This is a genomic window from Echinicola arenosa (assembly GCF_014841125.1).
GTDB lineage: Bacteria > Bacteroidota > Bacteroidia > Cytophagales > Cyclobacteriaceae > Echinicola > Echinicola arenosa.
Map to the genome: position 1 here is coordinate 221,312 of NZ_JACYTQ010000007.1, position 20,127 is coordinate 241,438.

Annotated in this window: 17 protein-coding genes; 8 read left to right on the plus strand and 9 right to left on the minus strand. The window is 40.9% G+C overall.

Going from position 1 to position 20,127, the window contains the following annotated elements; genetic code table 11:
- Positions 1-147 precede the first annotated feature (147 nt).
- The 3 genes from ltrA (at position 148) to IFO69_RS17885 (ending at position 3,910) form a co-directional block, all read left to right on the plus strand.
- Positions 148-1,596, plus strand: a complete 1,449-nt coding sequence (ltrA, locus tag IFO69_RS17875; RefSeq protein WP_192011496.1) for a group II intron reverse transcriptase/maturase — start codon at positions 148-150, stop codon at positions 1,594-1,596.
- A 190-nt stretch (positions 1,597-1,786) separates the two neighbouring features.
- Positions 1,787-2,542, plus strand: a complete 756-nt coding sequence (locus tag IFO69_RS17880) for a 3-keto-disaccharide hydrolase (RefSeq protein WP_192011497.1) — start codon at positions 1,787-1,789, stop codon at positions 2,540-2,542.
- A 39-nt stretch (positions 2,543-2,581) separates the two neighbouring features.
- Positions 2,582-3,910 carry a Gfo/Idh/MocA family protein gene (locus tag IFO69_RS17885; protein ID WP_192011498.1) on the plus strand — a complete coding sequence of 443 codons (1,329 nt, stop codon included), beginning with the start codon at positions 2,582-2,584 and terminating at the stop codon, positions 3,908-3,910.
- 81 nt (positions 3,911-3,991) lie between these two features.
- Here the strand turns inward: IFO69_RS17885 and IFO69_RS17890 are convergent, their stop codons facing one another.
- The 9 genes from IFO69_RS17890 to IFO69_RS17930 all read right to left on the minus strand — a co-directional run bounded on the left by IFO69_RS17890 (position 3,992) and on the right by IFO69_RS17930 (position 10,801).
- Positions 3,992-4,693, minus strand: coding sequence for a hypothetical protein (locus tag IFO69_RS17890; protein ID WP_192011499.1), 702 nt, complete (start codon positions 4,691-4,693; stop codon positions 3,992-3,994).
- Positions 4,678-5,490: an urease accessory protein UreD gene (locus tag IFO69_RS17895; RefSeq protein WP_192011500.1), complete on the minus strand. Its 813-nt coding sequence runs from the start codon at positions 5,488-5,490 to the stop codon at positions 4,678-4,680. Before IFO69_RS17895 ends, IFO69_RS17890 begins: the two co-directional genes overlap by 16 nt.
- The gene (gene ureG, locus IFO69_RS17900) at positions 5,490-6,134 is read right to left on the minus strand and encodes an urease accessory protein UreG (RefSeq protein WP_192011501.1); all 645 of its coding nucleotides are present in this window, start codon (positions 6,132-6,134) and stop codon (positions 5,490-5,492) included. Before ureG ends, IFO69_RS17895 begins: the two co-directional genes overlap by 1 nt.
- A gap of 10 nt (positions 6,135-6,144) precedes the next feature.
- Complete coding sequence (locus tag IFO69_RS17905; RefSeq protein ID WP_192011502.1) at positions 6,145-6,870, minus strand: urease accessory protein UreF; 726 nt, start codon at positions 6,868-6,870, stop codon at positions 6,145-6,147.
- A gap of 4 nt (positions 6,871-6,874) precedes the next feature.
- The gene (gene ureE, locus IFO69_RS17910) at positions 6,875-7,378 is read right to left on the minus strand and encodes an urease accessory protein UreE (RefSeq protein ID WP_192011503.1); all 504 of its coding nucleotides are present in this window, start codon (positions 7,376-7,378) and stop codon (positions 6,875-6,877) included.
- A 24-nt stretch (positions 7,379-7,402) separates the two neighbouring features.
- The gene (ureC, locus tag IFO69_RS17915; RefSeq protein ID WP_192011504.1) at positions 7,403-9,130 is read right to left on the minus strand and encodes an urease subunit alpha; all 1,728 of its coding nucleotides are present in this window, start codon (positions 9,128-9,130) and stop codon (positions 7,403-7,405) included.
- Positions 9,127-9,501, minus strand: coding sequence for an urease subunit beta (locus IFO69_RS17920; protein WP_192011505.1), 375 nt, complete (start codon positions 9,499-9,501; stop codon positions 9,127-9,129). Before IFO69_RS17920 ends, ureC begins: the two co-directional genes overlap by 4 nt.
- A gap of 22 nt (positions 9,502-9,523) precedes the next feature.
- The gene (ureA, locus tag IFO69_RS17925; RefSeq protein WP_192011506.1) at positions 9,524-9,826 is read right to left on the minus strand and encodes an urease subunit gamma; all 303 of its coding nucleotides are present in this window, start codon (positions 9,824-9,826) and stop codon (positions 9,524-9,526) included.
- A 222-nt stretch (positions 9,827-10,048) separates the two neighbouring features.
- Positions 10,049-10,801, minus strand: coding sequence for a helix-turn-helix domain-containing protein (locus IFO69_RS17930; protein WP_192011507.1), 753 nt, complete (start codon positions 10,799-10,801; stop codon positions 10,049-10,051).
- A gap of 261 nt (positions 10,802-11,062) precedes the next feature.
- Here IFO69_RS17930 and IFO69_RS17935 point away from each other — a divergent pair, with 261 nt between their 5' ends.
- The 5 genes from IFO69_RS17935 (at position 11,063) to IFO69_RS17955 (ending at position 19,958) form a co-directional block, all read left to right on the plus strand.
- Positions 11,063-11,458 (plus strand): type III secretion system chaperone family protein, encoded by a 396-nt coding sequence (locus tag IFO69_RS17935; RefSeq protein WP_192011508.1) that lies wholly within the window; start codon positions 11,063-11,065, stop codon positions 11,456-11,458.
- 11 nt (positions 11,459-11,469) lie between these two features.
- A complete protein-coding gene (locus IFO69_RS17940) occupies positions 11,470-12,186 on the plus strand; it encodes a PspA/IM30 family protein (RefSeq protein WP_192011509.1) in 717 nt (238 codons plus the stop codon).
- Between the two features lie 2 nt (positions 12,187-12,188).
- Positions 12,189-12,887 (plus strand): hypothetical protein, encoded by a 699-nt coding sequence (locus IFO69_RS17945; protein WP_192011510.1) that lies wholly within the window; start codon positions 12,189-12,191, stop codon positions 12,885-12,887.
- 14 nt (positions 12,888-12,901) lie between these two features.
- On the plus strand, positions 12,902-14,989 hold the full coding sequence (locus IFO69_RS17950; protein ID WP_192011511.1) for a flotillin family protein: 2,088 nt from the start codon (positions 12,902-12,904) through the stop codon (positions 14,987-14,989).
- A gap of 100 nt (positions 14,990-15,089) precedes the next feature.
- Positions 15,090-19,958: a DNA repair ATPase gene (locus IFO69_RS17955; RefSeq protein WP_192011512.1), complete on the plus strand. Its 4,869-nt coding sequence runs from the start codon at positions 15,090-15,092 to the stop codon at positions 19,956-19,958.
- The last annotated feature ends 169 nt before the right edge of the window (positions 19,959-20,127 follow it).

The following is a 20,127-nucleotide window of genomic DNA, read 5'->3' on the forward strand; positions in this document are numbered from 1 at the left end:
TAGCTTAACGCGGGAGGCCCCGTATCCGAGAGGAGATCGGGGAGTCAGCAGCGGCCATAGTAGTGAAGAAGGCCCTGTAATGGGGCTGGAGTGAAGGGCCAAATCTTTAAACAAGGAGCAGTTACCGGACAAATTGCAACAACCACAATGAAAGCAGGAAAACACAACAGTGGTCAGATGAGTCTAGCAGGACTGGACGCATGGCCGTGTGGCCATGCGGTCAGAGGCGCAGACGTATTCTACAAGTCGGGCGGCAAGGTTAAGCGGGAGTGGTTGTCAAGATGTTCGGAAGAACGAGCCTTGACCAAGGACTTGATGGCAAAGGTAGTGTCGCCATCGAACCTTGTTGCCGCATTGCGGCAAGTAGTTTCCAACAAGGGCAGTTCGGGAGTTGACGGGATGACAACGAAGGAGTTGCAGGAATGGTTTGGGAGCCACTACCAACAGCTCCAACACCAAATTATCACGGGCAACTACCAGGTACAGGCAGTACATGAAGTACAAATTCCCAAACCCAATGGCGGAGTACGGATCCTGGGGATTCCCACGGTAAAAGACAGGTTGGTACAACAGGCCATCAGTCAGGTGCTAAGCCAACACTACGATCCCACATTTTCGGAAAGAAGCTACGGCTTTAGGCCAGACCGTGGGGCACATGATACCCTGCAGCAGGCCACCCAAGACGTATCGGAAGGCCGGGGCTGGATAGTGGATATAGACTTGGAGAAGTTTTTCGACAAAGTGAACCACGACAGGCTTTTGTGGCTGTTAGGTACACGGGTCGGAGACAAACGCCTACTGAAGCTAATCGGCAAATTCTTACGGGCAGGACTGCTCAAAGAAGGACTGGTTGGCCAACGGATAAAAGGCACGCCCCAAGGCAGTCCGTTATCACCCTTGCTGTCGAACATCGTACTGGATGAACTGGACAAGGAACTGGAAGTCCGTGGCCACCGCTTTGCACGCTACGCAGACGACTTAATTGTAATGGTCAAAAGCGAAGCCTCAGCCAATCGGGTATTATCGAGCCTGACAGTGTTCATAGAACAGCGCATGTTGCTGAAAGTGAACAGAGCAAAGAGCAAGATAAGCAGGCCACATGAACTGAACTTTCTAGGTCACAGGCTCCTAAGTGATGGACGGCTTGGACTTAGCAAAGTGAGTGAAAATCGCTTAAAAGCAAAGCTAAAGCAACTGAGCCAACGCAATCGGGGCATCAGCCTCGAACAGTTGGTCAGGGAACTCAACCCCGTTCTGCGGGGATGGCTCAACTACTTTAAAAAGGCCCAAATGCTCACAAAGCTAAAGGTATTAGAGGGCTGGCTCAACCGTAGGATCCGTTGTTTTCGGCTAAAGCAATGCAAACGGGCGTTATCATTGGCCAAGTTCCTACACGGTCTTGGTGTACCTTGGAACAGGAGCTGGACAACGGCAGGAAGCTCCAAGGGGTGGTACAGGCTGTCTATAACCCATGCCGCCCACGAAGGAATGAACCTAAAATGGTTCCGCTCCATAGGCTTGTACAGCCTAAAAGAGAACTACGTTAAATATTTAAAGAAACCGCCCAGTACGACAAACGTACGCTGGGTGGTGTGAGAGGACAGCAAAGTTAGGGTAGCTCCCTATCTTTGCTTCCTACTCGATTGTTTCAATGGAATCAAAATAAATCGATTTAGGAATTATAGACCATTGGTCAAATGATGGAATAAGAATAATAATTTCACTTTTCATTTTAGCTCAAATCAATTAACTTCCAACCTTGTATTTATTAGAAACCCAATTTACAATGAAATTAAACCTATTAATCCCGATTGTTGCGGGAAGTCTATTGAGCATTCCAGCTCTGGCTCAGCACAAGCAAATTCAATTACCTCCAGAAGCAACAGAAGTATGGGAACCAGAACCTAGGAAAGTTACTCCTGGGGAAGAAAATCATCTACCGCCTTCTGATGCTATTGTTCTTTTTGATGGCAGTGATTTGAGTGCATGGAAAAGTTATAAAACCGGAGGTGATGCTGAATGGAGTGTGCATGATGGTATCTTTACAGTGGCGGCTGGCAAAGGTGATATTGCCACTAAAGAGTCTTTTGGGGATGTGCAGGTACATATCGAATGGAAAGCACCAGATGTGGTGAAAGGAGACGGGCAAGGAAGAGGAAATAGTGGGCTATTCTTTATGGATCGCTATGAAGTACAGATTTTAGATTCCTATGATAATCGCACTTATTCTAATGGTCAAGCAGCTTCTTTATACAAAGAAGGTATACCTTTAGTAAATGCTACGCGACCTCACACAGAATGGAATACTTATGATGTGTTCTTTACAGCACCTAGGTTCAATGAGGATGGCATGTTGATCAGACCTGCTTATGTAACGGTCATCCATAATGGTATTTTGGTACAAAATCATTATGAAGTAAAAGGCTCAACTGCGTATATCGGGGTTCACCAATATGAACCCCATGAAGCGGAGTTGCCAATCAAGTTACAGGACCATGGCAATCCGGTGAATTTTAGAAATATCTGGGTCAGGAAACTTTGATCTCGGACAATATTTAACCACTAACCCAAAAAAACAAAGATGTCTTCAAGAAGAAAATTTTTGCAAAACTCCCTGCTGGCAACGGCAGCACTTTCTATTCCAACTGTTTTATCCGCTAAAGACTTTGGGCAGTTTACACGGAAAATTGGAGCCAATGACCAAGTGAATGTCGGCCTTATCGGTGCCAATGGGATGGGCTGGTCCAATATGAATTCGTTTTTAAAAATGCCACAGGTCAATTGTGTGGCCATCGCGGATATTGACCAAAGCGTATTGGACAGGAGGGCTGCTGATGTTGAAAAGCAAAGGGGTAAGAAGCCAAAACTTTATAAGGATTATAGAAAAATGCTGGAAGATAAGGATATCGATGTGGTCATCATCGGTACGCCTGATCATTGGCATTGTTTGACTTTAATAGATAGCCTTGCTGCCGGAAAGCATGCTTATGTAGAGAAGCCATTGGCCAATTCAATCCAAGAATGTAACCTGATGGTCAAGGCGGCTGAGCGTTATGGCAAGTTAGTGCAGGTCGGCCAGTGGCAGCGAAGTGGCAGTCAATATGACGAAGCCATTGAATTTGTGAAATCTGGACAACTTGGAAATATCCGCTTGGTAAAATGTTGGGCTTATCAAGGTTGGATGAACCCTGTTCCGGTAAAACCCAATAGTACACCTCCAGCAGGAGTGGATTATAAAATGTGGCTGGGCCCGGCACCAGATCGAGCCTTTAACGAAAACCGTTTCCATTTTAATTTCCGTTGGTTTTGGGATTATGCCGGTGGGTTGATGACTGATTGGGGGGTACATGAAATTGATATTGCCTTGTATGCTATGGGAGTTAGCGCACCGAAGTCCGTTATGGCATCTGGAGGAAAGCTAGCTTATCCAGATGACGCTTCAGAGACACCTGATACCCTTCAGACAGTATATGAATACGATGGATTCAACATGCTGTGGGAGCATGCGACGGGTATTGATGGAGGAAATTATGGTTACACTGAAGGCATTGCTTTCATAGGAAATAATGCCACATTGGTGGTGAACAGAGGGGGATGGGAGATTATTGCCGAGCAAAAAAATGGAAAGCCTTTGATTGAAGGAATGGCCAGAGTAAAGCCAGAGGGAAATGCCTTAGATCGGCATACAACCAATTTTGTAGAGGCAATCAAAGCTAATGATGCTTCGAAGCTTAATTGTGCAGTCCAAACAGGTAGTGTTGCTGCTATCAATGCACATATGGGGAACATTGCTTATAAGACTGGTAAGAAGATATACTGGGATGCTGAAAAGGGATTGTTTACTGACCCTGAGGCAAACCAACTTGTAAATGCCAATTACCATAATGGCTGGGAATTACCTAAGGTATAAGCGATAGCTATACCCCAAAAAGGCCACTTTGATTAAATTTAAAGTGGCCTTTTCATGTCAATGAAAAAACATGATTAAAACTTACCATCCCAAGAAAATCATTCCAGCTCCACAGATGGCAATGGAAGCACCGGCAATAGGTGTCATGTATTTTTCTAACCAGGATGTTTTTACAAATTGATAACCTGAATATATTAATATGACTATGAGGACCATGGTCAAAACCGTAAAGATTAAGAATACAGAAATCAAAACCATGAAATTAAAAGAGGACTGTTGGACAGCGGGGTAGGTCAACAATGGAAATAACGATTCGCAAGGACCTAGCAGAAAGATAATGAATAAGATCCAAGGGGTGACCTTTTGGCGATTTGTCGGATATATCATATTACTATGGTCATGCTCGTATACATAAACAGATCCATCGTCGTACACATCGAAATGCTTGTGTCTTTTTTCTCGATAAACACCATACATTCCATAAAGAAAATAGAGTAGCCCAAAGCCAAACAGTACCCAGCTGGCAAGACCGCCTCTCAGTTCATTCAGAACGTCAATTTTACCCAATGAAAATCCCAATCCAGCACCAATTAAAGCCAAGAGAACCGAAGCGAGCACGTGGGCAATGCCACAAATGACTGTCCAAAACAGGATTTTTGGAAGTTTCCATCCTTTTGATTTACCTATGGCTATAAAAGGGATGTAATGATCCGGTCCTGAAACGGTATGCAGGATGCTTATAGAGATAGCAGTTCCTAACAAAATGCTCAGTTCTGTTCCCATAATTCTTTTATTGATTTGTTAATGATTTCGTCTTCACCAATTCGGATTTTACTGAGGATTTGATAAAGCAATTCACCACTATTTCCCAATAACCTGATGACCAATGCGGATTGATTGAGAACAGAGATCCCAAATTCAATTTCTTTAACTCCTTCCAAAATTTGAGCAAAACTGGCCTTTTTAAGGTTTACATCTGCATTTGGTGTTATATAGAGTAGACAACCTTGATGGGTGAAGCCTTCATATAGCCCCATATCTTGAACGTTTATTTTTTCAGGCATTAGGTAAAGGTTGTCTTTGAATATTAACCTTCCATCAACATACACTTGTGTGATGGCGTGATATTTGGTGAAAGTAAATTCTTCATTTTGATCCATGAATTTTCGGCCACAGGTAAGAATTTCTCCCCAGACCAAGGTACTGCTAGGTTTCAGATAAATGGTGTTTTCAGTTTTGTAATTGGCTCCCTTGTGGGGTACAGTGGGGTGGGGGACATAGCTAAAATAGGCTTCTTTTCCCACTTTTACATTCATTTTTTGAGTAGTACCCTTTTTAGAAACATAAATTCTTTGATAGGACTGTGTTTGAAGGTTAAGGGCGGAATGGTCGATTACCTCGATATTGATATCGTAATGATCATCATTGAGCATGCCTGGGGAAGAACTCATGACCATCACCTCAAGCAGTAAATCTTTCTTATTCTCCCTTACTTCCACCAGGTTAAAAGGAGGCGTAAAGTAAACGTCTTTAAGTATTGTATGCTGACGAAGTCCAGTTTTGAGATGATATTTTTCCATTAGCGCCATAGTTCTGGTTCCACAGCATTTTCCTCGATCAAAGCATAACGCTGGATCCATTGAATAATACTGTCCAAACCTGTGTCATTCATGAGGTTGGTAAAAACGAAAGGCTGTCCATTTCTCATTTTGCGGGAGTCATTTTCCATTACTTCCAAATTGGCATGAACCATAGCCGCCAAATCAATTTTATTGATGACCAAGAGGTCTGATCGGGTAATGCCCGGCCCTCCTTTTCTCGGGATTTTTTCCCCTTCAGCCACTGAGATGACAAAGATGGTGACATCAGCCAAATCTGGGCTGAAAGTAGCAGATAGGTTGTCTCCTCCGCTTTCAATAAATATTATTTCTACATCAGGATGTCTGCTAACCATTTCATCTACTGCTTCCAAGTTCATGCTAGCGTCTTCTCGTATAGCTGTATGAGGACAGCCTCCAGTTTCTACACCAATGATTCGGTCTTCTGGTAACAGGGAGTTTGTGGTCAAATAAAGGGCGTCTTCTTTGGTGTAAATATCATTGGTGATGACACCTATGCTGTAACCTTTGGCCATTCTTCTGGACAGCCTTTCGATTAAAGCAGTCTTTCCAGACCCAACTGGGCCTGCTATACCAATTTTAATGTATTTTCTTTCTTCTTTCATAGCTAAATGATTAAGACATGTAAAGCCTTGAATATAGGTTTTCATGCTGCATACTTCTGATATCAAAAGCAGGGTTACAAAGACCCAGCATTTCAAGATCAAGGTTCAGAATATCCTTGGTAACTTCCTGGATCATGGTGTGGGTACCGAAAAGAATTCTTTGTCCATCCATTTGTCCTAAAGGAACCAGCTTAACCGCATTGGTCATCATGGCTACTGTGGCATTGTAAAGGAATGAAGCTATGGCATCTTGCATTGGAATTTCTAACAGAGCAGTGATCAGCCCATATACCACAGGAAAATACCCATATGCGGACTTTTCTTTGACTTGGTGCTGGAACTCCTCAAGAAGGGAGGAGTCAATAAATTCAATATAGATTTTTAATAGCCTTGTCCCCATCTTTACACTTGCCTCTCTGATTTCCATAGGGGATTTCAGTGCATGACTTTCAATATCCAAAGCGACCAGTTTCTCAATGTCTTTGGCAGAAGTATATGCATGGGCTAGACTTACCAAGAAGCCATCATTGTATTTGTAGTTGTTTTCTAGCATGGCTTTGATGAACTTTATGGTGCTTTGGACATCTTTGACCAGACCTTGCTGCACGTAAGTCTCCAGTCCATTGGAGTGAGAAAAGCCACCAACAGGCAGCGTTGGATCCGCGATATGCAGAATATGAAGCAATTGACCACCCGAATGGGTATAAGTTAAATTTTTATTTTTCTTGATGCCCATTAGGTTATTCTTTAGTGGTCAATTCCAGAATCTTGGAGAAAAGGGATCCTCCTTGCTTGCCATGGGAATGATCCACATTGGCTTTTAGCATGTTCAATAGTTTGCAATGGGTTTTAGTAACTTGATATCCTGTGGCAATCAGCAATCTCTCAAGTGGTTTTTCGTACGGAACCAATACTTTATCATCCTGAATAAAGAGTGGTAAATGCTTATTGCCTATTTCATAGCAAATGGTACCCATTTCATACATTGACCTCGGGGTGATCTCAATGGCATCACAAGGTGAAATACTAACTACGATCAATTTGGTCTCATCCTCAAAAAGAATGTCACCTTCCAAAAGTCGGCTGCCTTCTCTGAGGAATTTTATAGCCACCTCAGTGCCTGTGTCAGTTGTTTTGCGCAAAATACGTTTTGGGGCTTCAAACCATTCCAATTTTAATTCTTCGACCTTTTTGTTGTCAATGGGATATGAGGAAAGATTGCCTAAGACTTGTTTGCAGATCATATTTAGGGATTGGGTGATATGATATCAAAATAGGAAATAACGTTGTGCCAGAGGGAGTACTTCTAAAGGTTCACAAGTAATTACCTTACCCTCAACGGAAACTTCATAGTTTTCTGGATTGACTTCTATAACCGGGGTCTTGTCGTTATGGATCAGGTCTTTTTTTCCAATGTTTCTACAACCCTCTACGGGCACAACCTCTTTTTTTAACCCATATTTTTCTTTGATGTTGTTTTCCAATCCTGCTTTAGAGATGAAAGTGACAGAGGTTTTTTCAAGGGCGCTGCCATGGGCTCCAAACATATTCCGCATGATTACAGGTTGAGGGGTAGGGATGGAGGCGTTGGGGTCTCCCATTTTGCTGGCGGTGATCATTCCACCCTTAATTACCATTTCTGGTTTTGCCCCAAAGAAAGCAGGCTTCCACAGTACCAGGTCAGCTATCTTTCCCGATTCTATGGAACCGACATGTTTAGCGATTCCATGAGAAATAGCGGGGTTGATGGTGTATTTGGCAATGTATCTTTTGACCCTGAAGTTGTCCGCTTGAAGCTCTCGGTCTTCAGGAAGGAAACCTTGTTGAATTTTGTTTTTATGTGCAGTTTGCCAGGTTCTGGTAATGACTTCACCCACTCTGCCCATGGCCTGAGAATCAGAACTCATCATACTGAATACGCCCATATCATGGAGGATGTCCTCCGCTGCGATGGTCTCCTTTCGAATTCTTGAGTCTGCAAAGGCAACATCTTCCGGGATAGATTTGCTCAAATGATGACAGACCATCAACATGTCTAAATGCTCATCAATGGTGTTTTTGGTGTACGGACGGGTAGGGTTGGTCGAGCTGGGTAATACATTGGGAAATGAAGATATTTTAATGATGTCCGGAGCATGCCCCCCACCGGCCCCTTCAGTATGGAAGGTATGGATGGTTCTTCCTTTAATGGCATTTACAGTATCCTCAAGAAAACCAGCTTCATTAAGGGTGTCTGTATGGATAGCAATTTGCACATCGAATTCATCTGCTACTTTCAGTGAAGCATCTATCACAGCAGGCGTCGCGCCCCAATCTTCATGGATTTTAAGTCCGAGAGCTCCGGCTTCTACCTGCTCTTTGAGTGGGGCTAGGGTACTGCAATTTCCTTTTCCAAAAAATCCCAAATTCATAGGGTAATGGTCGGCTGCTTCCAGCATTTTTTGGATATTCCATGCTCCAGGTGTGACGGTGGTGGCATTGGTGCCATCGGCAGGGCCAGTACCTCCGCCGATCATGGTAGTGATGCCGCTAAACAGTGCATGTTCTATTTGTTGGGGACAAATAAAATGGATATGAGCATCTATTCCTCCTGGAGTCAGGATATGTCCTGCTCCGGAGTGAACCTCGGTTGAAGCTCCTATGATCAAGTCAGAATGCACTCCGGACATGGTGTCTGGGTTACCAGCTTTTCCTACACCGACTATTTTACCATCCTTGATCCCTACATCTCCTTTTACTATTCCCCAATGGTCAATGATGATGACATTAAGAATGACAAAATCCAATACGCCTTCATTTCGAATATTGGTAGAGGCTTGAGACATTCCGTCACGTACGGTTTTTCCTCCTCCAAACATACTTTCTTCACCATAATGTTCGCTGTTGAAGTCTTTTTCGATTTCAATAAATAATTCTGTATCCCCTAGTCTTATTTTGTCACCTGCCGTTGGGCCATAGATATTGGCATATTTAATCCTCTTGACTTTAAAGCTCATACATTTTCAGTTTTAAAATTTTTTGATTTGATTTTTTGCATGGCTTTGTCAAGGCTATTGGAAGATTGGGTGTCTCCTTGGGTAAGGTTATTGGCACCATAGGCCTTTTGAGCACCGCTAAGTGGGATTAAGCTTACTTCAGTGCTTTCACCTGGCTCAAACCGTCTTGCTGTTCCTGCCAGGATATCCATGCGTTTTCCAAATGCTTTTGAACGATCAAATGAAATGGCTTTGTTGACTTCAAAGAAATGAAAGTGCGAGCCAACCTGGATGGGGCGATCACCAGTGTTGGTGACTTCTATTGAAATGCTTGTATGCTGGGCATTACAGACTATAGGTTCATCTTTTAAGATATATTCTCCTGGTATCATGGTGTTGTGATTTGTGTGGTTTTTAGCGGATAGGATTGTGTACGGTCACCAGTTTAGTTCCATCTGGGAAGGTAGCTTCAATTTGTACATCATGGATCATTTCTGCTACCCCTTCCATTACATCTTCCTTCGTGAGAAAGGTGGCTCCAATCTGCATGAGTTCTGCAACAGACTTTCCATCTCGAGCCATTTCGTGCAATCGTGCACTTATGAGCGCAATGGACTCAGGATAGTTTAATTTTACACCTCTGGCTTTTCTTTTTTCAGCCAATTCACCGGCAAGGAAGAGCATGAGTTTTTCAGTTTCTCTGGGGGTGAGCTTCATAAAATATTAAAAGTTTAATGGATATAGTATTAGTAGTACTAGGTTAATACTATTAAGATAATCCTAATTTGGGAACTAAGGAAATGTGTAACTGTGGAAAAATGGTAGAAAACAAAATGGATAATTCGTTAATCTTACACAAAAAAGTAAAAAGGGGGCGAATAAGCTGTTCTTTTTTGAAAAAGGATGATCAGAAAGGGGATAGTAGGTTAGGAGTTGTTGCTACAACTTCTTTTTTAACTTCATAAACTCCTGTTCCAAAAAAGCTAACTTTTCTTCGATTTCTACATTACTTTCAAGGGCTTTTTTGGCAAAGGTGAATTTGATGAGCCACAGTTCTTTAATCTCAGATAAGTTGAGGTATAAATCATCTATATTTCTATTGGCTGCCCTTAAAGTAACTGTGTTGCCAGAAAGAAAAAATTTCCTTAAGACCAATTGACTACTAGTGACAATCAGAACCAATTCGCCATTTTCTATTTTATGATAATCTTCATGATCAACGAACTCACCTAGGACCATGTCTTTTGGTAGCAAACCTTTATCATGGTTGGTCATCTCAAGATTGGAAATAATATACCCTCGATATCTTTTGGTATCAGTAATGGGAACTTGGATGACAGGCAAATCTTCGATGAAGTGCGGTTTGTCATGGAATTTGATATAATCTACTTCATTGTTGGAGGTGATGCAAGGGATTTTTGGGAAGCTGTCCTTTTGATTGATTCCGTGCAAGGTGAGGTCCCCTTTGAATTTCAGTAGTTTGTTGACGGTAAGCTCAGTAGTCAATAGATCATCAATAGATATGCTAAAGTAATTAGCAATTTTGATGATTGTTTCTAATTTTGGTTCGCTTCTACCTTCTTCATATGCACCCAAAGTGCCTCTTTTTAATTCGAAAAGCTCAGCGAAAGCTTGTTGGCTAAGCTTTTTAACATTTCTGATTTTCCTAATATTTTTACCAAAATTTGACATTTATTGCTAAAATAATTTGCATATAAAAATCTATTGCGTATATTTATCTAACAATATTAGCGAATTGTATCGGTAAATACTAATGTGTTTAACAGTAAAATGAATTTTGAGCCAGTTTTTTGTATTTGTGCTAACAAAATTAGATAGCGTAATGGGGTTAGATTTAATTTGTTAGTTATAGAGTACTTGAAAAGGACTTAAAATAGCCAGATTTTCGTATTATTATACGCGAATAATTTTATCAACTTAAATCATTTTGAAATGAAAGATCACTTTCAGATAACAAAAGACTTTTTACTTGAACTTAATTTTGATGTTGTCTTCGAAAATAAGGATGAAGGAATATTGATGGTTCATAAGGAGAATTTTGGTATAAAGAATTTAATCCTCGGTGTAGCCCCACCAATTTTAATAATGGAGCAGTTTCTTTTTAAGATCAATAATCAATCTGATAAGATATATAAGAACCTACTCCAAAAGAACAGGGATATCATTCATGGTGCTTTTGTTTTAGATGAGTCAGGTAAAAAGGTGATTTTCAGGGATACATTGCAGATTGAAAATATGGACCTAAATGAACTTGAAGGGTCACTGAATAGCCTGAGTTTATTAATGAGTGAGTATTCAGAACAAATAATTGAGTTTTCTAAATATTAAATATTAATGACATGAACATTTTTAAACGATTATTCAAAATAGGAGAGGCTGAAGCCAATGCAGCCATTGATAAAATGGAAGACCCTATCAAGTTGACGGAGCAAGGAATCCGTGATCTTAGAGAGGACCTCAACAAAAATATGGAAGCCCTTGCCCAAGTAAAAGCTTTGGCCATTAGAGCAAAGAATGACCAAGAGGGCTATATAGAAAAGAAAGAGGATTATCATAATAAGGCGGTGCTGATCCTGAAAAAGGTTCAACAGGGAAGTATGGATGCGACAGAGGGAGACAGACTTGCTAAAGAAGCGTTGTTGAAGAAAGAGGAGATGCAGCAGCATGTTGCCAGGACTGAAGGGGAGGCGAACAAATTCAATGACAATGTGGCTCAACTTGAAAAAAACATTCAAACTATCAAATCCAGTATTGGCAATTGGGAGAATGAGCTCAGTACTTTGAAGGCAAGGGTAAAGGTCAGTAAGGCCACCAAAAGTCTGAATAAGCAAATGGCCGAAATTGATAGCAGCAGCACTGTTTCCATGCTTGAAAGAATGAAGGAAAAGGTTGCCCAAGAAGAAGCGCTGGCTGAAGCTTATGGTGAAATTGCTGGAGCTTCTAAAACGATCGATGATGAATTGGAAAAAGCCGCAAGTTCTTCAGAAGTCAAAGCAGAGGATGACTTGAGCAAACTTAAAAATCAATTGGGGTTTAACGAAGATAAAAATACCTGATCTTGGATAGTTTAATTAACATCATCTTTTCTCAGGTCAACATAACCTTGACCATTTTCCTTATTTTACTGGTAGTGTATTGGTTATTGACCATGATCAGTGGAATTGACTTTGAACTGGACGTAGAGATCGATGTGGATGTTGATACTGGAGTGGATGTAGATGGAGGAGGCACTGAGTTTCAGGATATATCCAATGCAGAAATCCATAAAGACGAGGTGGTAGGCAAACGGATACAACCACTAAAATGGTGGCAGATCTTTTTGATTTACTTCAATTTTGTGGGTTTGCCTTTTATGTTTACCCTTACCTGTTTTGTGTTTATCTGGTGGTTCAGTACCGTCCTGCTTACTGCAGTCACAGTATCTTATGAGAATGTATTTGGTTTTGGGATTCTGATCGTGACCTTTTTTGCTTCATTGATCCTTACCAAAATCTTTACGACTCCATTCAAAGGATTCTTTAAACACTTGAACAAGGATGGGGACAAGGCCAATGACTTTATAGGAAGACAAGGAATATTGCTTTCTTCCATATCAGGAAATAAAATGGGAAATGCAGAAGTTCATATCAATGGAGATTCGATGTCCATTTATGTCAAATCATTGAATGGAGATGCATTGAATTATCAAGACAGAATACTAATTATCAAGCAATCTGCTGACAAAAACTATTTTTTAGTTCAATCATATAACGACTAAACTATTTTATCAAAATGAATCATTTAATACCAATTATCGGGATTGGATTAGGGGGAGTATTGTTCCTAATCGTAGTATATTTCATCATTATAGCGATGTTTTATCGGAAGGTTCCACAAGGCCGGGCAATTATTAGAACTGGTTTTGGCGGGACTAAGGTGGCCACTGACAAGGGGCTCTATGTGATACCTGTTTTCCATAAGGTGGAGATCATGGATATTTCAGTCAAAAAGATCCAAATTGAGCGTTTGGCCCATGAGGGATTGATCTGTAAGGACAATATGCGGGCAGATATCAAGGTAGCTTTCTTTGTTCGGGTAAACAATGATGTGGCCTTTATCAAAAGAGTGGCCCAAACAATTGGGGTAGACAGGGCTTCCAGGATTGAAACTTTGGAAGACCTATTCGAAGCGAAGTTTTCTGAAGCACTCAAGACTGTTGGTAAGAAGTTCCAGTTTATAGAGCTTTATGAGGCGAGAAGGGAGTTTAGGGATGAAATTGTGGACATCATAGGTACAGATTTGAATGGTTATACCTTGGAGGATTGTGCCATTGACTTTTTGGAACAAACGCCTATTAGCCATTTAAAACCAGACAACATTCTGGATGCAGAGGGGATCAAGAAAATCACTGAGCTTACAGCTGTTCAAAATATGAAAGCCAACCTGATTAAACGGGATGAGCAAAAAACCATAAGAAAGCAGGATGTGGAAGCTAGAGAGGCGATTTTGGAATTGGATAAGCAACTTGCTGAAAAAGAGGAACAACAAAGACGAGAGATTGCGAATATCAAAGCCCGTGAATCTGCTGAGATCAGTAAAGTCGCAGAAGAAGAAAGATTAAAGTCTGAATCGGCACGAATTGCTACGGAAGAAAAAGTGAGGGTGGCTGAAGAGAATATGGCCCGTCAGGTGATTGTAGCGGCCAAAAACAAGGAGCGTACAGATGCTGTGGAGACAGAAAGAGTGGAAAAAGACAGAATGCTTGAAGCCACAGAGAGAGAGCGTATTGTAACTCTTGCACAAATTGAGAAAGAGAAAGTAGTAGAAGTAGAGAAAAAGAATATCCAAGATGTGATCAGGGATCGCGTGATGCTAGAAAAAGGAGTGGTTGAAGAGCAGGAGAACATGAAAGATATTCAGGAATTCAAGACTGCCGAGCGTGAGAAGCAAGTGAGAATTACTATTGCTGAGGCCAATGCGCAAGAAGAATTGATCAAAACGATCAAAGCAGCAGAGGCTCAAAAAGAAGCAGCAAAATCCAAAGCGGAAGAAATCAATATTGAGGCGCAAGCTAAGAAAGAAGCCAGTGAAAAAGAAGCAGAAGCTAGGAAGACCATTGCCGATGCCAAAGCGAAGGAAGAAGCAATTATTGGTATGTCAGAAGCCCAAGTAATGCATGCGAAGGCTGATGCCAGTGAAAGACAAGGTGTCGTAGAAGCGTTGATCATAGAGAAGAAAGCCAGGGCTGAAGCGGCTGGAATAGAAGCCAAAGCAAATGCAAACCTTAAAGAAGGGGAGTCTGAAGCAGAGGTGATCAAGAAGAAAGCCTTAGCTGATGCTGCTGGAATCGAAGAAAAAGCGGCAGCGATGAAGAAGCTGGATGGGGTAGGTAAGGAGCATGAGGAATTCAAGCTTCGTCTGGATAAGGAATTGCAGGTAGACCTTGCCAATATCAATATTCAAAGAGATATCGCCGATGCCCAAGCGCAGGTGATCAGTGATGCCCTTAAAGCAGCCAAAATTGATATTGTGGGTGGAGAAACCATGTTCTTTGACCAGATAATTGGACAGATTACCAGAGGAAAAGGTTTTGATAGGCTTGTCCAGAACAGTAGTAATATCCAAGAAATCAAAGAGTCTATCTTAGGGGATGATTATGCCAAAGGAAACCTTTTGGAAAAAGTAAGGAATTTCTCCAAGAAGTATGGTATTTCTTCCGAAGACTTGAAAAACTTCACTATTGCCAATCTATTGATCGAACTCCAGGAGCGGTCAAAGGATAAGGATGAGCAAAGTATGCTTGGCAACCTATTCAATATAGCCAAGAGCTTAGGGCTTTCTGATCAGAAAATTTCTGGTTTGAATAATAAAATGGTGTAATGCTTAAGGCTGCCACCTTTCGGCAGCCTTATTTTTTTTTTGCAGGGGGAGTGCTATACACAAGTCACATTCCCAAATAATAATCAAGATTGATTAAGAAATGAAGCAAGACGATCAAAGCACGGTAAATAAAGATGCATTGGATGGTGGAACCTATGAAATTATCCGTAAAAGGCTGGAAGGTCATAAGGATGATTTACAGATGAGATTACATCAGTTAAATGAATCTCGAAAAGGGGTATTTGGCTCCCTGGAGACCAAGTTAATAGCTAATAATAGGGTCAGTACAGAAAATAACTGTGTGGCCAGAGATATTATTTCTTTGGGCAATACTTGTATTTTTGGTTATAATGTCCACTTTGGCTTACGAACTGATATTAAGCTATCTGATGTATTTAGTATTTACCAGTTTGATGAGAATAGGTTTGAGCAAGTATCGCTCGGTTTGATTGAAGAGGATGCCTTTGTAAATGACTTTTCCAACCTCTACAAGTACTATCGGAATACTATTTTTTCCAAGTTTACCATAATAGGCAATTACCTTTATATGGTTTTTCAGCTTAGTGAGAGCGTCACAGATATCAAAACTTTTAAGTGGTTGATTGCTGATAAGAAATTAAAGTATATCGATAACCGGAGTGATCATGAGTATAAGTTTCCCAAGCAGCATCAATTCAGTTGGCAAGAAGCCACAAGGGATATGCAGCGGTATGGGAAGCACTCTCATGTTTCCATTATGGATAAGGTTTTTGTGGAGACCATTGGAGGGGATTTGACCATCAAAATCGAGGACAATACCGATGATGGTATGGGAATTTATTCCGAGCCAGTTGACTACAGAGATCAAACTTTGGATGATGGACAAATCAGGTTTGCGGATTTGGGCAATTTGATTGTTTTGGAGATCAAACCATTTCAGGAAAGGGCACGCTATTTTGTGTACAACCATAAAATGCAGGAAGTCCAAAAAATTGACTCTATAAAAGACGCAGCCGTATTATTGCCAGATGATCAGGGAATCATATTTCCCAATGGATATTATTTGCAAACGGGGGAATATCATGTTTTTAATAATGATGTCGACCAACTTAAGTTTGTTGGGGCTGTGGCTTCTCCAAATGGGGAGGATTATCTATATAAGTTTTATGCTTCCGAAAAGGGAACTTATGTTCTTATGGATTACAATGTCATAGAACAGGAAATAAAAACACCTATTGTTTGTGGTGGTTTTACCATCCTTCCCAATGGGGAATTGTGTTACTTCAAAGCAGAGGACGAGCAGACAAAGCACCATATGATGCAGATATGGCAAACTTCCTACCTGGAAGGAGATATTTTGCCGTCGGAACATCAAGATACTCTTTTGTATAAAATCGGTAACAAGGACATCGTTAAAGCCATGGCCGAATCTCATGAGCTGATCATTCTCCTCAATAAAGAAGATAACTATGATGGCCTTTATACAGATGTGGCCAAGCTTTCAAAGGATATTTTAGATGCTTACTATTGGCTTCATGAAGTTGAAGCGGGACAATTGAGTAAGCCTTTAAAGGCTATTAATGAAGCGGCCAATGCAGCTATCGATGAATTCCAAAAGGTAGTCCAACTCAAAAAGAATGCTGCAGGCAGTACCAAAGAAATCCAAGATAAATCCCAGACACTTTTTAATAAAATTAAGGGTACTTCATTTAGGAGCATTGATGAATTTGTGGATTTGCTTGGTCAACTGAGATCCATAAGGGGAGAGGTGATAAGTCTTTATGAGATAAGGTATATAGATGAGTCATTGCTTAGATCCTTGGAGGAAGAAATAGCCCATCATACCAATAAAATTTCAAGAAGGTGTGTGGCGTTTTTATTGGATGAAAAAGCGCTTCTGCCTTATCATGGCAAAGTCACTGAGAAGCAACAACATCTTGAGCAGGTCACCAAGGTTGTTGAGGCGAAACAGCTGGAAGAAGAGGTCAATCAGGTGGCGAAAGACTTGGAAATGTTGATTGATATTGTCTCTAACTTGGAGATTGAAGATACTTCACATTCTACTAAAATCATTGATAATATTTCACTGATTTTTGCCACTATTAACCAGTTAAAGGCTGCGATTAAGAATAAGGGAAAGCTTCTGGGCAGCAAAGAGGCAAAGGCTGATTTTGCCGCTCAGTTAAAGCTGATTGACCAGAGCATTATCAATTACTTGGATATTGCTGCTACTCCTGAAAAGTGTGATGAATTCTTGACAAAAGTAGGCGTTCAGCTGGAAGAGATCGAAGGGAAATTTGCTGATTACGAGGATTTTGTTTCGGATATTATTGAAAAGAGGGAAGAGGTATACAATGCTTTTGAAAGCAAAAAGGGAGCGATTACCGAAAAGAGACATAAAAAGGCCATAGCTCTTAAATCAGCCTCAGAGCGGATCCTTAAGAGCATTGGAAAAAAAGCAGAAAGCTTAAAGTCTGCGGATGAAATCAACGGGTATTTTGCCGCAGATATAATGGTGTCCAAATTAAGGGACATTATTGAGCAACTTAGAGAGCTAGATGACAGCGGAAATGCGGAGGAAATAGAAACATCTCTGAAGACCAGTAAAGAGGATGCGCTTAGAAAGTTAAAAGATAAACTTGATCTCTATGAAGATGGGGAAAATATTATCAAGTTAGGCAAGCATAAGTTTGGAGTGAACCGTCAAGAGCTGGATTTAACGATAGTTACCAAAGATAAAAATCTTTGCTATCATCTCAGTGGGACTGATTTCTACCACGAACTTCATCATGAAGTTTTGGATAAGAGCCAAAAGTACTGGAGCCAGGAGTTCGTATCAGAAAATGAAGAAGTTTATAGGAGTTCCTATTTAGCTTATAAGGTATATATGGATAAAGATCCTTTGGAACTAGCCCGATTGGATGTAGCCGAATTATTGAAAGTAATTCAAGAGGAGAGCAGTAGCAACTATTCGGAAGGTTATGTAAAAGGGGTTCATGATGAAGATGCCGCTGCAATTCTGAAGATGCTTGTACAAAAGCATGAAGAGTTGAAGATATTGACTTATCCATCCACCGTCCGGGCCTATGCCCAATTTTTCTGGTTTAGCTTGGAAAAGAATGAGCAAGAGGCTTTAAATCATTCCATTAAAGCTTCTGGTTTAGTCCTGAAGTTTTTTCCTTCATCGAAGGAATATGACTTTTTGATCGAAGAGTTAGAAGAGTCCATTGCAAAATATGGTGAAGCTTCAGGTCTATTTACAAGCTTTAAAGCCAATGCCATTGCGCATTATTTGTTTGATGAACTCCAAAGCGATGATCATTTTGCTCTTAGTAGCAGCGCTGCGAAAATTGTAGAGGGATTCAAGCAGATGCTGGTTAAGGAAAAAGCCCAGGATCAATTTCACCATAATTTGGAAAAACTGGTTAGCCTTTCGTCAAAAGTGAAGCTTTACAGGCAGTGGTTAAAGGCTTTCGTAAAGGTAAGTCAAGGTACGGATGACTTAGAGTATATTGATGAAGCCGTTTGTGTTTTGCTCTTGCAGGAAGGCAAAAGAAACCTGATTTCGGCTAGCCCGTTTGCAAAAATCCAAGGCCTAAAAGGGGAGCATAACACTATCAATCATGGAGAGATGAATTTCAATTACCATGATTTCAGTGCACTTTTGGATCATTTTGTCAATCAGGAAGTGGTGGCATTTAATGCTTATCGAAAGGCCAAGCATCAAGTAACAGAGGAGCTTAAAGATCAGCTGAAATTGGAGGAGTTTAAGCCTAGAGTATTGACCTCATTTGTTAGAAATAAACTTATCGATCAAGTTTACTTTCCATTGTTTGGAGAAAATTTGGCCAAACAATTAGGTAGTGTGGGGGATAATAAAAGAACGGATAGAATGGGGATGTTGCTCTTAATCTCGCCTCCCGGTTATGGCAAGACTACTCTAATGGAATATATATCCAATCGGTTGGGATTGGTTTTTATGAAAATCAATGGTCCGGCAATCGGGCATGAAGTTACCTCAGTAGACCCTGCTTCAGCCACCAATTCTGCCGCGAGGGAAGAGTTGAAAAAACTCAATCTGGCTTTTGAGATGGGCAATAATGTGATGCTTTATTTGGATGATATCCAGCACTGTAATCCTGAGTTTTTACAAAAATTCATCTCCTTGTCCGATGGTACTCGGAAGATTGAAGGGGTTTTTAACGGAAAGCCCAAGACCTATGATCTTAGAGGGAAGAAGTTCTGCGTGATCATGGCTGGAAATCCTTACACGGAAAGCGGTGAGAAATTCAAGATTCCTGACATGCTGGCAAATAGGGCTGATATCTACAACTTGGGGGATATCATTGGGGATACAGCCAGTTTGTTTAAGCTAAGTTTGATTGAGAATGCACTTACATCCAATGCTGTTTTGCATCAGCTAAGCAGCAAAAACTTTGAAGATGTCTATACTTTAATCAATAGAGTGGAGAACAATGCGGAAAATGGAGAGCTTAAAGGTAATCATACGACACAAGAAGTTCAGGATTATGAAGCTGTACTTAGAAAGGTGTTGAATATCAGGAACACAGTTTTGAAAGTAAATGAGACTTATATCAAGTCTGCAGGTATGGAAGATGAGTACCGTACAGAACCATCATTTAAGTTGCAGGGCTCTTACCGGGATATGAATAAGCTGGTGGCCAAAGTGGTGCCGATTATGAATGAAGCAGAGCTAGATGGATTGTTGCTTTCACACTATGAAAATGAGTCTCAGACCTTGACAGCGGCAGCAGAAGCCAATCTACTAAAATACAAAGAACTGAGAGGAATGCTTAGCTCAGAGGAAGAAGAAAGGTGGAAATCCATCAAAACTACCTTTGCAAAAAACAACAAGTTAAAAGGCTTTGGGAATAAAAATGAGATGGCCCAAGTGCTTTCTCAAATGATGGCTTTTAGCGAAAATCTAGAAGGAATAAAGGCAGTTCTTCAAAAAGGCTTTGAAAAGTAATAAAGTAACAGACCTGGGTCAATGCGTAACTTCTGTGTCGCATTGACCTTTATTCTATCCTTCTACTGTTACCACTAGTCTTTAGGATACTGCTGAGATACCTACCATTTTAAGCGGAAGAGCATCGACTTTAAAACCTGAATACGGAAGCTGCTAGACGTTAACTATT

What these genes read in the sequence shown, in the direction of transcription:
- IFO69_RS17905 (WP_192011502.1), bottom strand. Translation starts at nt 6,870, where the DNA reads ATGGGCATCAAGAAAAATAAAAATTTAACTTATACCCATTCGGGTGGT.
- IFO69_RS17930 (WP_192011507.1), bottom strand. Translation starts at nt 10,801, where the DNA reads ATGTCAAATTTTGGTAAAAATATTAGGAAAATCAGAAATGTTAAAAAG.
- IFO69_RS17880 (WP_192011497.1), top strand. Translation starts at nt 1,787, where the DNA reads ATGAAATTAAACCTATTAATCCCGATTGTTGCGGGAAGTCTATTGAGC.
- ltrA (WP_192011496.1), top strand. Translation starts at nt 148, where the DNA reads ATGAAAGCAGGAAAACACAACAGTGGTCAGATGAGTCTAGCAGGACTG.
- ureG (WP_192011501.1), bottom strand. Translation starts at nt 6,134, where the DNA reads ATGAAAGAAGAAAGAAAATACATTAAAATTGGTATAGCAGGCCCAGTT.
- ureC (WP_192011504.1), bottom strand. Translation starts at nt 9,130, where the DNA reads ATGAGCTTTAAAGTCAAGAGGATTAAATATGCCAATATCTATGGCCCA.
- IFO69_RS17940 (WP_192011509.1), top strand. Translation starts at nt 11,470, where the DNA reads ATGAACATTTTTAAACGATTATTCAAAATAGGAGAGGCTGAAGCCAAT.
- IFO69_RS17895 (WP_192011500.1), bottom strand. Translation starts at nt 5,490, where the DNA reads ATGGAAAAATATCATCTCAAAACTGGACTTCGTCAGCATACAATACTT.
- ureE (WP_192011503.1), bottom strand. Translation starts at nt 7,378, where the DNA reads ATGATCTGCAAACAAGTCTTAGGCAATCTTTCCTCATATCCCATTGAC.
- IFO69_RS17935 (WP_192011508.1), top strand. Translation starts at nt 11,063, where the DNA reads ATGAAAGATCACTTTCAGATAACAAAAGACTTTTTACTTGAACTTAAT.
- ureA (WP_192011506.1), bottom strand. Translation starts at nt 9,826, where the DNA reads ATGAAGCTCACCCCCAGAGAAACTGAAAAACTCATGCTCTTCCTTGCC.
- IFO69_RS17885 (WP_192011498.1), top strand. Translation starts at nt 2,582, where the DNA reads ATGTCTTCAAGAAGAAAATTTTTGCAAAACTCCCTGCTGGCAACGGCA.
- IFO69_RS17950 (WP_192011511.1), top strand. Translation starts at nt 12,902, where the DNA reads ATGAATCATTTAATACCAATTATCGGGATTGGATTAGGGGGAGTATTG.
- IFO69_RS17920 (WP_192011505.1), bottom strand. Translation starts at nt 9,501, where the DNA reads ATGATACCAGGAGAATATATCTTAAAAGATGAACCTATAGTCTGTAAT.
- IFO69_RS17890 (WP_192011499.1), bottom strand. Translation starts at nt 4,693, where the DNA reads ATGGGAACAGAACTGAGCATTTTGTTAGGAACTGCTATCTCTATAAGC.
- IFO69_RS17955 (WP_192011512.1), top strand. Translation starts at nt 15,090, where the DNA reads ATGAAGCAAGACGATCAAAGCACGGTAAATAAAGATGCATTGGATGGT.